Source organism: Parvularcula bermudensis HTCC2503, from assembly GCF_000152825.2.
Taxonomy (GTDB): domain Bacteria; phylum Pseudomonadota; class Alphaproteobacteria; order Caulobacterales; family Parvularculaceae; genus Parvularcula; species Parvularcula bermudensis.
The window spans coordinates 581087-594071 of record NC_014414.1; the positions used below are offsets into that span (position 1 = coordinate 581087).

The 12985-nt window shown below is 61.5% G+C and carries 16 protein-coding genes; 2 read left to right on the forward strand and 14 right to left on the reverse strand.

Annotation, left to right across the window (positions count from 1 at the left end; all coding sequences use genetic code 11):
* Positions 1-23: 23 nt before the first annotated feature.
* The 11 genes from PB2503_RS02740 to PB2503_RS02790 all read right to left on the reverse strand — a co-directional run bounded on the left by PB2503_RS02740 (position 24) and on the right by PB2503_RS02790 (position 9665).
* A complete protein-coding gene (locus tag PB2503_RS02740) occupies positions 24-1787 on the reverse strand; it encodes a Na(+)/H(+) antiporter subunit D (RefSeq protein WP_013299690.1) in 1764 nt (587 codons plus the stop codon).
* Positions 1784-2155, reverse strand: coding sequence for a hypothetical protein (locus tag PB2503_RS02745; protein WP_013299691.1), 372 nt, complete (start codon positions 2153-2155; stop codon positions 1784-1786). Before PB2503_RS02745 ends, PB2503_RS02740 begins: the two co-directional genes overlap by 4 nt.
* Positions 2152-3639 (reverse strand): proton-conducting transporter transmembrane domain-containing protein, encoded by a 1488-nt coding sequence (locus PB2503_RS02750; RefSeq protein ID WP_013299692.1) that lies wholly within the window; start codon positions 3637-3639, stop codon positions 2152-2154. Before PB2503_RS02750 ends, PB2503_RS02745 begins: the two co-directional genes overlap by 4 nt.
* On the reverse strand, positions 3636-5141 hold the full coding sequence (locus PB2503_RS02755; protein ID WP_013299693.1) for a monovalent cation/H+ antiporter subunit D family protein: 1506 nt from the start codon (positions 5139-5141) through the stop codon (positions 3636-3638). Before PB2503_RS02755 ends, PB2503_RS02750 begins: the two co-directional genes overlap by 4 nt.
* Positions 5138-5950 carry a sodium:proton antiporter gene (locus tag PB2503_RS14245; RefSeq protein ID WP_013299694.1) on the reverse strand — a complete coding sequence of 271 codons (813 nt, stop codon included), beginning with the start codon at positions 5948-5950 and terminating at the stop codon, positions 5138-5140. Before PB2503_RS14245 ends, PB2503_RS02755 begins: the two co-directional genes overlap by 4 nt.
* Positions 5951-5953: 3 nt before the next feature.
* Entirely contained in the window at positions 5954-6394 is a 441-nt protein-coding gene (locus tag PB2503_RS02765) for a Na(+)/H(+) antiporter subunit B (protein WP_013299695.1), read from the reverse strand.
* Positions 6395-7072, reverse strand: coding sequence for a DUF4040 domain-containing protein (locus PB2503_RS02770; protein ID WP_013299696.1), 678 nt, complete (start codon positions 7070-7072; stop codon positions 6395-6397).
* Complete coding sequence (mnhG, locus tag PB2503_RS02775; RefSeq protein WP_013299697.1) at positions 7069-7437, reverse strand: monovalent cation/H(+) antiporter subunit G; 369 nt, start codon at positions 7435-7437, stop codon at positions 7069-7071. The genes PB2503_RS02770 and mnhG overlap by 4 nt, the downstream gene beginning before the upstream one ends.
* Positions 7434-7760, reverse strand: a complete 327-nt coding sequence (locus tag PB2503_RS02780) for an MrpF/PhaF family protein (RefSeq protein ID WP_013299698.1) — start codon at positions 7758-7760, stop codon at positions 7434-7436. The genes mnhG and PB2503_RS02780 overlap by 4 nt, the downstream gene beginning before the upstream one ends.
* Before the next feature lies 1 nt (position 7761).
* Positions 7762-8316 (reverse strand): Na+/H+ antiporter subunit E, encoded by a 555-nt coding sequence (locus PB2503_RS02785; protein WP_013299699.1) that lies wholly within the window; start codon positions 8314-8316, stop codon positions 7762-7764.
* A 188-nt stretch (positions 8317-8504) separates the two neighbouring features.
* Entirely contained in the window at positions 8505-9665 is a 1161-nt protein-coding gene (locus PB2503_RS02790; protein ID WP_013299700.1) for a DUF2336 domain-containing protein, read from the reverse strand.
* A 98-nt stretch (positions 9666-9763) separates the two neighbouring features.
* Here PB2503_RS02790 and PB2503_RS02795 point away from each other — a divergent pair, with 98 nt between their 5' ends.
* Positions 9764-10060: a hypothetical protein gene (locus tag PB2503_RS02795; RefSeq protein WP_013299701.1), complete on the forward strand. Its 297-nt coding sequence runs from the start codon at positions 9764-9766 to the stop codon at positions 10058-10060.
* Positions 10061-10278: 218 nt separating this feature from the next.
* On the opposite strand, the gene rpmF is transcribed toward PB2503_RS02795, so the two are convergent.
* Positions 10279-10461, reverse strand: a complete 183-nt coding sequence (gene rpmF, locus PB2503_RS02800; protein WP_013301840.1) for a 50S ribosomal protein L32 — start codon at positions 10459-10461, stop codon at positions 10279-10281.
* A 263-nt stretch (positions 10462-10724) separates the two neighbouring features.
* On the opposite strand from rpmF, the gene PB2503_RS14480 reads away from it, so the two are divergent.
* Positions 10725-11099, forward strand: coding sequence for a hypothetical protein (locus PB2503_RS14480; RefSeq protein WP_148235169.1), 375 nt, complete (start codon positions 10725-10727; stop codon positions 11097-11099).
* Between the two features lie 125 nt (positions 11100-11224).
* Here the strand turns inward: PB2503_RS14480 and PB2503_RS02815 are convergent, their stop codons facing one another.
* Together PB2503_RS02815 and purE are read right to left on the reverse strand one after the other, a co-directional pair.
* Positions 11225-12304, reverse strand: a complete 1080-nt coding sequence (locus PB2503_RS02815; RefSeq protein ID WP_013299704.1) for a 5-(carboxyamino)imidazole ribonucleotide synthase — start codon at positions 12302-12304, stop codon at positions 11225-11227.
* Positions 12301-12816 carry a 5-(carboxyamino)imidazole ribonucleotide mutase gene (purE, locus tag PB2503_RS02820; protein WP_013299705.1) on the reverse strand — a complete coding sequence of 172 codons (516 nt, stop codon included), beginning with the start codon at positions 12814-12816 and terminating at the stop codon, positions 12301-12303. The genes PB2503_RS02815 and purE overlap by 4 nt, the downstream gene beginning before the upstream one ends.
* Positions 12817-12985: the final 169 nt, after the last annotated feature.

The following is a 12985-nucleotide window of genomic DNA, read 5'->3' on the forward strand; positions in this document are numbered from 1 at the left end:
CGACAACTAATCTTTCGATTTCGTCAGCGCGCAAAGTAAACCGAGAAGAGCACGACACCGAGGACTATTGCCGTCGTCAAGGCAGTGTACCCCACCGGCCAGGTTCGTGCCATGCGACCTTCAGGGCCGTGGGAATAATAAAGGCGGGATACCATCGCTTGGACCCCCTGGCTGATCACGCCCCAAACCGCATGCCATAGAGATGCTGTCACGCTGACACTCAGCAAGAGGAGCGACTTCCCCGGAACTCGCCAGAGCCAATCGACATCGACCACTGGCGTGCGACGCGCCACCGGATAGACACCCAGTCGATAGAGAACCGCAAAGGTCAGGACGGCGCCGAGAACGAGCTGTAATTGAGCGGTCACATGTCCCCAGCTGAAGGCGTGATAGTCAGTCTCGTAGGGGAGTATCGCCTCCAGCAGATCGGGACGGACACCGATCAAAATCGACAGCCCCGCGGCCATCCCCATGGCGATCATCATCGGCGCGGGCGCCTCCTCAGGGCGCCGCTGACCGGTGCGGGAAGGCGCAAAGCGGTCGGTGGCGAAAAAGGCAAAGAAAGGCACGCGGATCCCTGAATTCTCCACAACCCCCGCACTGGCGATCAACAAAAGGGTATAGACCCAGATAAGATGCGCCTCCGAGGCGGCCCCGGTAATCATGCTCTTGGTGATAAAGCCCGAGAAGAGCGGCACCGCCGACGTCGCAAAGGCCGCCACCAGGCAAAAACCCGCCGTCCAGGGCATCGATTTGTGCAGCCCCCCAAGCTCACTCGCTCGGGTCGTCCCCGTACGAAGTAATACGGCTCCCATGCTCATAAAGAGAAGCGCCTTGTAAAGGATATGGATGAAGGCATGGGCAGCGGCGCCATTGATCGCGAGCGGCGTCCCGATTCCCACCGCGCAAACCAAAAAGCCAAGTTGGACATTGAGGGCATGGGCCAGAACCTTCCGCAGATCATCCTCGAGTAAGGCAAAGAGGAGCGGGAAAAGCGCCATGGCAACGCCTATTCCGATCAGGAGGTCGAGTCCGGCGAAACTGCGCGCCAGGGCATAGATCGCCAATTTCGTCGTGAAGGCGGAGAGGATAACGGCGCCAACGGCCGATGCCTTGGGATAGGTGTCCGGTAGCCATGTATGGACAAGGGGGAAGGCCGCCTTGATCGCGAAGCTGGCAAGGATCAGCAGCGCGGCGAGATTGAGGGCCCCGGCCTCATCCCAGAGCGACAAGGCGCCGAAGGTGAGATCTCCGCCCTGCCCCCAGACAAGCACCACCCCTGTGAGCAGAAGAAGGCCGGAGAAAACATGCAAGACCAGGTAACGGACCCCGGCAAAGGTCGCCTCCTTGGTGCCCGCCTGCCAGATGATGAAAACAGACGATAGCGCCGCCGCTTCCCAAAAGAAGAAGAGGGTCAAGAGGTCGCCGGCAAGGGCGCCACCAATCGCTGACCCCGCATAGATCAGCCCCGTTGAGGCCTCCACACGCGTGGCATGGCGCCAGCCGTAAATGACGTTCAGGAACCCGGCAATCGTAAAAATCAGGGCAAAGACGAAGCTGAGGCGGTCCACCCTGACCGTGGTCATCTCAAAGTCGAGGATCGACCATGCGCCGTAAAGTCTCTGCCCCCCGATCTCCGGCACGCCATAGGCCAAGAGATGGAGGAGACCTGCGCCCATGGCGACAAGGCCGATGAGGTTCCGTCCCGCTCTGGGGAGGAAAAGGGCCAATAGCCCAAGGGCCATAACAATCGCCGCCGGAGACCAATCGAGGGGGAAGGGAGTCATGCGCGCCCTCCCCTGTCGCCTTCGTCCGACACCGCTTTATCCGCCTTAGGGCCATAAGGCTCAGAGGCGCCCGAGAGGAGGGGGGCCAGCACACGGCCGACCGCAACGAGAAGAAGGAAGCCAAGGATCCCCAGACTGGCGTAGAACGCCGGAAAGTGATCCGCCGCGGCGCCAAGAAGCCCGGCAAAGCCGGTCTTGCCGTCGAAATGCGGCTTATAGACCATAAGCCCATTCATGCCGAGAATGACGCCGGCCCCAAGGGTCAAAATGAAGCCGCCGACAAGCCCCCCCCCTACCAGTCGCCGGGTGAAGGGGCGGTCCAAGAGCGATTGCTCATCGGATGGCAGGCTGGGTTGGCGATCGCTCATTGTCCACCTCCTCCAACAAGGGGGGCAAGATAATCGAGAAGACCGTCCATCGCGAAGAAGAGGACGATCGTCCCCACCCCAGTGAGTGTCAGAGGGATAAGACAAAAGATCGGCGCCTCCCGAACCCCTGGCTTCATCCCTGGGGGCGGCGGGTCGGTGAACGCTCTGATCGCCGGGGTCAACAGATAGACGATATTCATCAATGAAGAGAGGATCAGTACCGCAAAGACCAATTGGTGCCCCGCATCCATCGCACCGACCATCAGCAGAAATTTCGGCCACGTCCCGGCCAGCGGCGGCAAGCCAATGATTGAGCAGGCGCCGACAATATACATCGTCCAAGTCAACGGCATGGCGCGGCCCGTGCCCCGCATATCCGAGATCAAAGACAGATGCGCCGCCGTGTAGATCGCCCCAGCGCACATGAAGAGGGTCATCTTACCGAGCGCATGGGCCGCAATCTGGCTGGCGCCGCCCAAAACCCCGTATTGCGTCGCGAGCAATGCCCCAAGGGTGACATAGGAGAGCTGGCTGACCGTGGAATACGCAAGGCGTGCCTTGAGATTGTCCTGGGTCATGGCGATGGCCGAGGCGGCGAGAATCGAAAACGCCGCAATCACGATAAAAATATCGGTAAGGTCAGCCTCTCTCAGGACATCCATGCCGAAGACATAAAGAGCAATCTTCAGGACACCGAACACCCCCGCCTTCACGACCGCAACGGCGTGAAGAAACGCCGACACCGGGGTCGGGGCCACCATGGCGTTGGGCAGCCAAGGATGGACGGGCATGAGGGCAGCCTTACCGATCCCGAAAAGATAAAGCCCCAACAGCACAGCCGGCAGCAATCCCCTGAAATCCGGGCTCCCCGCCAAAACGCCGCCGGGCACGAAATCGGTTGTCCCGGTCAATACCCATGTCCAGATGATCGCGGGCAATAACAGGCCGATCGACGTGCCGATCAAAATGCCAAGATAGATGGCCCCGCCGCGCTTGGCCGCCTGGTTCTCCTTGTGCGTCACAAGGGGAAAGGTCGAGAGGGTCAGGATCTCGTAAAAGGTAAAGAAGGTCAGGAGATTGCCGGCAAAGGCAATACCGATAGCCGCGGCGATCGCGATGGCGAAGCAGCCGTAAAAGCGTGTTTGGTGCGCCTCCCCGTTTCCTCGCATATAGCCGATAGAGTAAAGCGAGTTGACGATATAAAGCCCCGAGGCAATCACCGCGAACATTGCGCCCAAGGGCTCCGCCTGAAAGCTCAGGGACAGGCCGGGCAGGATTTCGAACAGGGTCACCGTTGGACGCGCGCCCTGACCGACGGCGCCGGCAACATTCAGCACAAAGAGAAACGTAACCGCCGCGAAGCCCAAAATGACGGTTTCCCGCAGGTTCGGCGCGCGATCGGCCAGAAGGATACCGAAAAAAGAGATCAGGGGCAGGAACAATGCATAAAGAATGCTGTGCTCGGGCGTAATGGGAAGGATCATCGGCCAAGCCCCTCCCGTGTAAGAATGTCCGCTGCGTGATCAGCCAGTGCGATCAACCCTTCGGCATCAAACCCGACATAGAGATTGGCGAAGGTCATCAACCCCATGGGGATCAACATGCCAAGGGGCACGGAGGATCTGATCTTCACCTGATTTTCAGGTGGGGGATCGAGCAGGATCGCATAGGCCACCCGCCCGACATAGGCGACGGCGATCAGCGACGATACGACCACAAATCCCACCAGCAGAAGTGAGGGGACCGGCAAGGTTGCCGCCAAGGCCGCCTCGATCAGGACATATTTTGAGACGAACCCAGCCGTGAACGGCACGCCGATCAGGCTTAGCCCCGCCGAGATAAAACAGCAGGCGGTGAATGGCATCGTCTTGAAGAGGCCCCGATAGGCGGCGATCCTGTGCGACCCCACGGCATAGAACACCGCCCCCACCGCCATGAACAGCGCCGCCTTCATCAGGGCATGATTGAAAACGTGCACAATGGACGCCGAAACGCCATCACTGGTGGCAATGGAAATGCCAAGCAGCATGTAGCCGACCTGGGCAACCGAACTGAACGCCAGGATTTGCTTCACATCGTCCCGGAACACCGCAATCAACGAGGCGATCACCATCCCCGCAAGACCGAAAGCCATCAGAAGGAAGAGGGCGGTTTCGAGAAACGGGAAAGTAAAGCCGAATACGGTGAACAAGAATCGCATCAGCGCGTAAATCGCCGCCTTGGTCGAGGTCGCGGCCAGGATCGCCGTGACGACGGACGGCGCGAAGGTATAGGCGTCGGGCAACCAACGGTGCATGGGGAACATGGCAAGCTTGAGGGCCAGCCCCGTCACGACAAAAGCGAACCCGGCACGGACGACCCGATCGTCCTGCCCGCTCAAGCGCTCATGAAGGTCAATCATATTAAGGGTGCCGGTCGCCTGATAGAGAAGGCCGATCCCGATGACGAAGAATGTCGCGCCGATGGTGCCGAGCACCAGATAGGTGAAGGCCGCGGTCAAGGCGCGCCGGTCCTGACGCGCCCCCATCGCCACCAGCGTATAGGTAGAGAGCGAGCTGATTTCGAGGAAAACGAACAGGTTGAAGGCATCCCCCGTCGCAACAACCCCAAGAAGCCCCGCCACGGAGACCAAAATCATCCCATAAATATGAGAGGATTGGACAGCCGATGTCTCCCGCGCCAAGCTCTGCCGCGCGAAGGGAAGAACCGCCGCCGCAATCCCGCTGATCAGGGCCATGACCAAAGCCCCGAGGACATCGATACGATAGACGATGCCCAGGGGGGCGGGCCAACCGCCCAGGGCATAGTCGACGACATCGACCGAGCGCACCTGCACCAGGAGCGCCGCCGCCGCCCAAAAGGAGAGCCAGGCGATCAACGTGGCGAAGGCCCAGGGGAGATTGCCCCGGGGCAACAGCACGCAAATCGGCGCCGCCAGAAGCGGCAGGAGCACGGGAAGGACGGCAAGATGGTCGGCCAAGGTCACGCCGTTCCCCCTTCGCCGAAGGGCGACCCCGTCGCCGCTTCGTTATCCATACGCTCCAACTCGTCCTCTTCGATCGTGCCGTAGGCCTCACGGATCCTCACCGCCAAGGCGAGCCCCACCGCTGTCGTTGCCACCCCAACGACGATCGCGGTCAGGATCAGCACATGCGGCAGAGGATTGGAATAGACCGCATCAAGACTTTCCGCGGGGATCGGCGAAGGATCAAGGGCGGGAACGGTGGCGGGAACGGTGGCGGCGCTGTCGGCACCATGGGCAAGGGTCGCCTCCCCCGGGTGCTCCCCAACGGACAGGACAATCTCCTCCCCCCCCGATGGCGGAGACAAGCGACCAGGTCTAAGCTCCGCCGATAAGGCGTTACTCGGCAGATCGGGCGCATCGTGGAGGCTGTCCCCCAGGACGGCCGAGCCTGCGCCCTCTGGCTGATCCGCCGCCCCCAGACTGTTGACCCGCGCACCACTCGCATAGGCCGCGGCCTCGTCCTGGCTCAAGGCCGGGACGCCGCCATGGTCACTGTCTCCGTGCTGTCCCTCACCCATGGGGGCGTGATGGGGCTCATCATAGGGGGCGCCATGCCCGTTCGACTTCTCCTTTGAGGAGACCAAAATAGGCGCTGTCCCGCCGAACACCTTTCCTATCGTAATGTAAAAGATGAAAACCGAGGTCTGGAACACATTCAAGCCAATGACCGTCTTCACCAAATTTCCCCGGGCGAAGACGATATAAAGGCCCGTCATCATCAATATAATGACGATCCAATAATTATAACGCGCAAGGATAAACTCAACCATGCCCTACCACTCTTCGTCCCGCGGCTCGGGCTCCCGCCCTGAGAACGCGTAAAAAATTTGCAGCATGGTGGCGGCCACGGCCAGCCCCACGCCAAGCTCGACGAAGAAGATCCCCATATGCTGTCCGGCATGGTGATGGCTGTCAGGCTGCAAAACGTCGTAGTCGAGATAGTTTCCGCCGAGGAGCAAGGTGAGAACACCCGTTCCGCCGTAAAGAAGAACCCCCATCGCCATCGCCCAGGGCAAGAGCGCAGGCGGCACGACCTTCTTGGTTGCCACAAGGCCGAAGCCCAAAGCGTGGAGAATGAACGCCACAGCGAGGACGACCCCCGCCTGGAAACCGCCGCCCGGCCCATAGTCGCCGTGGAATTGGACATAAAAGGCAAAAAGGATTATCGGCGCGAACAATAATTTAATGGTGATGCGGAGGATTAGGTGGCCCATCTACCGTTCCTCCTTCACGCCGGTCTCTTCAACGACCATCTGCAACGGCTCGCCCTCGGGCGCTGCCAGATGCTGGGGCCGCTGGTCCGAGACATTCCGCCCCCCGCGCATCGACCCTGGGCCCAATAGCATCAAGCAGGCAAGCCCCGCCGTAAAGACGACCACCACCTCGCCAAAGGTATCGAACCCCCGATAACTCGCAAGAATCGCCGTGACGATGTTCGGCACGTCGATATCCTGTGGACTGTTTTCGAGATAAAGCCGCCCGACATGGGCGTTGGCCGGACTATTGGGGTCGCCGAAATGCGGCATATCAATGGTCGAATAGACGAGCCCCACCCCGACCACCCCCACAATAAGGAGGGGGAGGAACGCTCTTGTCCTCGACACTTTCTTCTCACGCCGCGATGCCAGCATCATGCCCGAAAGGACGAGCACAGTGGAGACCCCCGCCCCGACCGCCGCCTCGGTAAAGGCCACGTCGACGGCGTCCATCAGCACGAAAAAGACAGCCGACAAAAGCGAGTAAATGCCAGACAGCATCGCCACGGCGAACAGCCGCCTTTGCACCACCATGGCAAAGGCGCACACCACCAATAAGGAGAGCAAAAAGACGTCGAGAGCGACAGTGGGGGAGAGCGGCGTATCAAAACCGCTTTCGATCGGCGTCGGCATCATGCCTCCCTCTCTTCATCAATGGCTTCCATGGCATGATGGCTCTGGGCCGGTATCAATTTCGGCCCAAGCAAGGCGCGCTGTCCGCCAACGAAGGCGGCATGGGCGGCGGCGTGGGTGGACACCGGACTTGTCAGCACCAGGAAGACAAAAATCATGAAGAGTTTAATGGCGGTAATTAAATCCGGCGCCTGAAGCGCCATGGCCAGGAGGACCAGATCCGCGCCGAACGTGTCGGTAATCCCGGCGGCGTGAAGCCGTGTGTAGAAATCGGGGAAGCGCAAAATCCCCAATGAGCCGATGATGACCAGGGCGCCGCCGGCCAGCAACAGGACCCAGGAAAGGATGTCGAGCACGATCTCGATCATGGCTCGGCCTTCTCCTCGGCGCTTTCGTCCATGGGAAAGCGGGCCATACCGCGCCCCCCCGACATCGCCGGCGTCAAATTCTGGTAGCTGAAAAATTTCAGAACGGCGATCGTCGTGACGAAGTTCAGGAGGGCATAAAGAAGAGCGATATCGAGAAAGGCCGGACGATTAGTCAAAAAACCGATGACCCCCAACAACAAAACCGTCTTGGTACCGACACTATTCACCGCCAGCACCCGGTCGTACAGGGTCGGCCCGGCAATCGCGCGGATCATCACGAGGCAAAGGGCAACGGCAATGGCGGCGGCAATGGCGACAAACATTTCAGCTCCGCTCCTCCGCTAGCGCCCGTTGCGCGGCCCATTCGCGCCCCTCAGGCCCATCGAAGGCGCAGACACGCGCGCCCATATCCTCGATCGCGCCCAAATCCTCAGCGAAATCGTCACTGAGCGCATGGACCAAGACCTCACCGGTTGAGGTCAGATCGACCGTCACTGTCCCGGGGGTGAGCGTAATGGAATTGCCGAATATCGTCTTGCCAAGGTCGCTGGTCTGATGCGCTTTCACCCGGATCATCCGCGGTGAGAGGCGCATTTTGGGGCGCACCACCTCACGCGCAACGGCCAGGTTGGCCTTACCGATTTCCAGGGTCAGCCATAGCATATAGCTGACGATGCCGGGAAACACCCGGGTCGGCACCCCTTCGCCGTCCATCACGCCGGAGCGTAAGCAGAGCCAGACCGTAATCAGAACGCTGAACGCCCCCAGCATCACAAGGGTCGCTTTGTCGAAATATCCCGACAGGGCGAACCAGAGAAGGAAAAGGGCGCCGAGAAGCGCAAAAATCCGTCCGGCGATGCCTGTTAGGAACGACAGCATGCAACCCTCACAGATCCCCGGGTCGGGACCAGTACCAGCTTACCCTCGGCAGCCCTTGCGGTGCCAGCGGGCAAGATCGCAACATTTTGCCGAAACGCAAGGGAGCACGCGCGACTTTCCGCGTGATGAGCTGGTTATGTCGCTATCTACCGCGGCGACATATGCCCCCTCCCCCTCGGGATTACGGCCTAAGGGGCGACATCCTCGCGCGTGATCCGCATGCGCCAATCCCAATAGCGGAGGATGGTACGCGCATAGTCACGGGCCATGGAGTCGAACACGGCCACAGACTCTTCGATGCTTAGATCGGTGATGCTCGCCCTGCTCCCATCGGTCGATTGAGCCAATTGCGCCTTCTCTAAAATCTGTCGGAAGGCGCCCCGGCTCACCCCAACCGATTTTGCCATAACGGCAAAGGGTTCGGGGCCTTCGTCCATCATCACCCGGTGGGCCGTGGTGGCCTCGACGCCGGCAAGCAGGCCCGTCGCCTGGACCAACTCGGGGCGCGGATGGGCACGGGCCCGAACCAGCATCTTCTCGACGACGTCGATCGAGACCGCCTCCCCATTCTTCCCGCGCGGGCGATGGCGGCGGTCACACAAGACCAGGATCCGCTTGACGACCAGATCCGGCTCAGGATCCGGAAAAACCTCGCAGAACAATTTCTTCAAGGCGTCCTGGACGACGGTCCGTTCGATGGAAAAACGGGCGAGAATCTTCTGCCGATCCTCACTGCATAACCACCAGAACATCGTAAAGCCGTGCCGCGGCTGTAATTCCAGTCGCTGCATAAGCGGGCCGCAAATGGCCGGTTCGCTCATCGAGCGAGACACAAGTTCGTCGATCCGATATTCGGCGATCACCAATTCCTCACGCTGGAGCAGCTGGACAACCAGCGACACATCGCCCTCTTCGAAGATAACATCCGCCACCACATCGGAAATCGAGATCCGCTGGGCGATGGCCCTTCGATGGGCCTCGCTCCGCCGGGCAGCCTCGATCAGCATGCCCTCCGGAATGGAGCGATACGCTTTGAGGAGGGGGCCTGCCACTTCGATCGGTTCAAGGAGAAGGCGCCGTAATAGCATGGCCGGCGGCGGCAGTACCTGGGCCAGCCGTTCGGCCACTTCGACACGGATCGCCAAGGTCACATCATGCAGCAGCTCATTGAGCATGTCGGCGGTGAAAGCCCGCTCATGGTCATTTACCTGCCCCGAAGGCAGCGCAAGAACGTCGGTCAGGCGCCGTGCCAATTCGGTCCGCTGCGCAATATTGCCTGCGCCGCCGGACGCTTGGCCCGGCGCCTCCGGGGCGGAGGGCTGCAAATTATAAGCAGGTGCGGTGGTCATCACCCCTTAGCTCTAGAAGCCAAGGCTTAAGAGCGCGTTTCCTCTGGCCAGGGCGGCAGGACCAAGCTACGCAAGGCAAACAGGAAAGGGGTCAGCTTATGCGCCGCGCACTATTGATCGCGATGGGAGGCGGATTGGCCCTGGCCGGATGCATGTCGACGCCGGTCGATACGGACGGCCCTTTCTATCCCTCAGGATTTTCTGATGGGTGCCGAACGGCCCAAGCGATCGATTCGAGTTTTGCGGTCGAGGATTATCGCGATAAAACCCTATTTGACAGCGAACCGAGCTACCGGACGGGCTATCGGGCCGGACTGGTTCAATGCGGTGACGCGACCGCCCCCGGATCCTTCCGGAATTTGGACGGCGATTTGGGCAATTGGAATAGTCTCTGATCCCCGTCATCCGCGCCGATGAGGTGGGGGCCTCGCGCCCTCGTTTTGCGCGGTGGTCTTCGCAGCTTTTTTTGAGAAAATTTTTCGCCTGGGCGGGCCGCATTAACCCCGCCGCCTTAACCCCATTGCGCGGCACCCCCTTACCGCTGCCCTGACCCCCGCGCCAGTCAAGGGCGCCAGGGCCCGGCCGGCATCGGCGGGGCGCTCTCGCGAGGGCCTTAGTCGTCCTGGGGCGGCAGGACCTGGCGGCCGCGATAGGTGCCGGCCTTCAGGTCGATATGGTGGTTGCGGCGCAGATTGCCGCTCTCCCGGTCCTCAATGAAGGACGGGGCGCCCAGCGCATCATGGGCCCGGCGCATGCCGCGTTTGGCGCGGGTGACCTTACTCTTGGGGACAGCCATGGCGAGGCTCCTTCTCCTGGGTTCTGACCGAGGACGACCGACGCGGCGCCGCCGCCCCAGCCATCGGGGGTCGAAAAGACGCTGCCAATACGCGCCGCCCCGACAAAAGACAAGGCCCCGATGCGGCGGGCCCCTCCCCCCTCATCCCCCCTCATCAGCGTAAAGAAAGACCCCGTTAAGCTTACTGAAAACCGATAAAAGACAATCCCTTAAAGTGACGGCTTTGAGACATCTGAAAGGGTAATCCTTGGGCAAGTTTCAAGGTGCTCTCATGTCCCTTCGCGTTGCGTTCCCCCTCGCCGCTTTCCGCCGCCCTTTCCTGCTTGGGGGGCTCATCATCGCCGGAATGCTCGCCATCGCCCCCCCCCAAGGCCAGCGCCGCCGAGCCCATCGCCACGGTGCAGGACCTCGCCCGCGCCTCCTGGCCGATCCTGTCCCCGGCCCAGAAACGGCTCGTCGACCTCCTCGCCGAGGCCGCCTTCGAAGAAGAGCTCTCCCCCACCCAGCGGGCGCGCATCGGCGGCACCCCCAGCGCCCGCTTCACCAGCCTGCCCGAATGGCGCAAAACCGCCTTCCGCGGCATGGCCATCAAACAATTGGGGTTCGCCGCCCCAGACGCCCTCAGACAAGCCATCTAGCGGCATTCTCTCGCGAAACAGGAACCGGTTCCTGCAAAGAAATGACGACAAAACAAGGCCCTAGAGACGCTTCACGACCAAGGGTGACCCGAAATAGCTCTAAGGGTTGACGCCGCAGTGACGCGCTATCCGCGCTTCGGCGACAGGCGGACCGTATGCCCCATTTTGCGCCCTGGCCGCTGGTCCGCCTTGCCGTACAGCGTCACCGCCAGACCGGGCGTACCAGCTAGGCGCGCCCAGTCGTCGACCTCTGCGCCGAGGATATTTTCCATCACCGCATCGCTATGACGATCCGTCAGCCCCAAAGGCCACCCCGCGACCGCCCGAATATGCTGTTCGAATTGCGAGGTGAGACAGGCCTCGTGGGTCCAATGCCCTGAATTGTGGACCCGCGGCGCCATTTCGTTGGCGATCAAGCCCGTTTCTTCCCCCCAAAAAAATTCAACCGCGAGAACGCCCACATAATCGAGGCTCATGAGGCAATTGCGCACCGCCGCTTGGGCAGCCGCCAGTGGCGCCGGCGGCAAGGATGCGGGCACGGTGGATCGCCGCAAAATCCCTCCCGCATGATCGTTCCGGGAGGGCTCGTAGAAGGCGACATCCCCCGCCTCCCCTCGCGCCCCGATCACGGAAAATTCGGCGGTGAAGGGCACCTTTTGTTCAAGCACGCACGGTTGGGTCAGCAGGTCGTCCACCGCGCCGAGCGGGGTGTCGGCCGACAACCGCTTCTGCCCTTTCCCGTCATAACCGAAGCGACGGGTCTTCAGGATCGCGTCAGGCCCAAGGCGCGCCAGGGCGGCCTCAAGATCCGATCGGCCGTCGACCTGTGCATGGGGCGCGGGCACGATCCCTTGCGCCTCAAGAAAGGCTTTTTCGGCGAGCCGGTCCTGACAGACCGCAAGGACTTTATCGTCTGGCCGCACCGGAACCCCGCGGTCGCGAAGAAAACTGACGGTTTGGGGGGGGATGTTTTCGAACTCGAAGGTCGCCGCATCGACCCCTTCCGCAAAAGCCGCCAGGGCATCTTCGTCATCATAGGCAGCGGGAACATGGTGAGCTGCCACCTGCGCCGCGGGCGGGGACGTTTCGGGCGAAAAGGTGTGCACTCGGAAGCCAAGACGCGCAGCAGCGGTCGCCAACATGCGGCCCAGCTGGCCCGCCCCCAAAATGCCGATTGTCGCCCCGGGGCTGAGCGCGCCGTTCATGGGTGCAATGGCTCCTGCGGCGGCATGTCGACAACACTCTCGGTCTGCGCCGCGCGCCAAGCCCCAAGACGGGCCGCAAGATCGGCATCCCCCAAGGCGAGGATTTGCGCCGCCAGGAGACCCGCGTTCTTCGCGCCCGCCGCCCCGATGGCGAGGGTACCGACCGGAACGCCGCCGGGCATTTGCACGATGGAAAGGAGGCTATCGAGGCCGGACAGCGAGGAACTTTTCACCGGCACACCCAACACCGGCAAAGGCGTCAGGGCCGCAACCATTCCTGGCAAATGGGCCGCGCCGCCGGCACCGGCGATAATCACCTTCGTGCCGCGTGACGCCGCCTCTTTTGCAAAGCCGAAGAGACGATCGGGCGTACGATGGGCGGAAACGATGAGGTCGTCGTGAGCAACGGCAAGGTCATCGAGGATGGCCGCAGCTTCGCCCATTGTCGGCCAATCGCTCGTTGAGCCCATGACGATGGCCACAGGGGCGGCATCGGGGGAAGAGACGACCATCCGTAAAATCCTTGGTCCACGCGCGAAAAACGGGGTCTATACCGAGAGCCGTCGACCTTGTGGAGAGGCAATCTCAGCCGGACAGGATCGGCAAGGCGGCGATCCCCGGGAATTCGTAAGATTTGAGCTAAATCGCCATCGCGCGCCCAACCGCGGCGCAAGGTCTTTA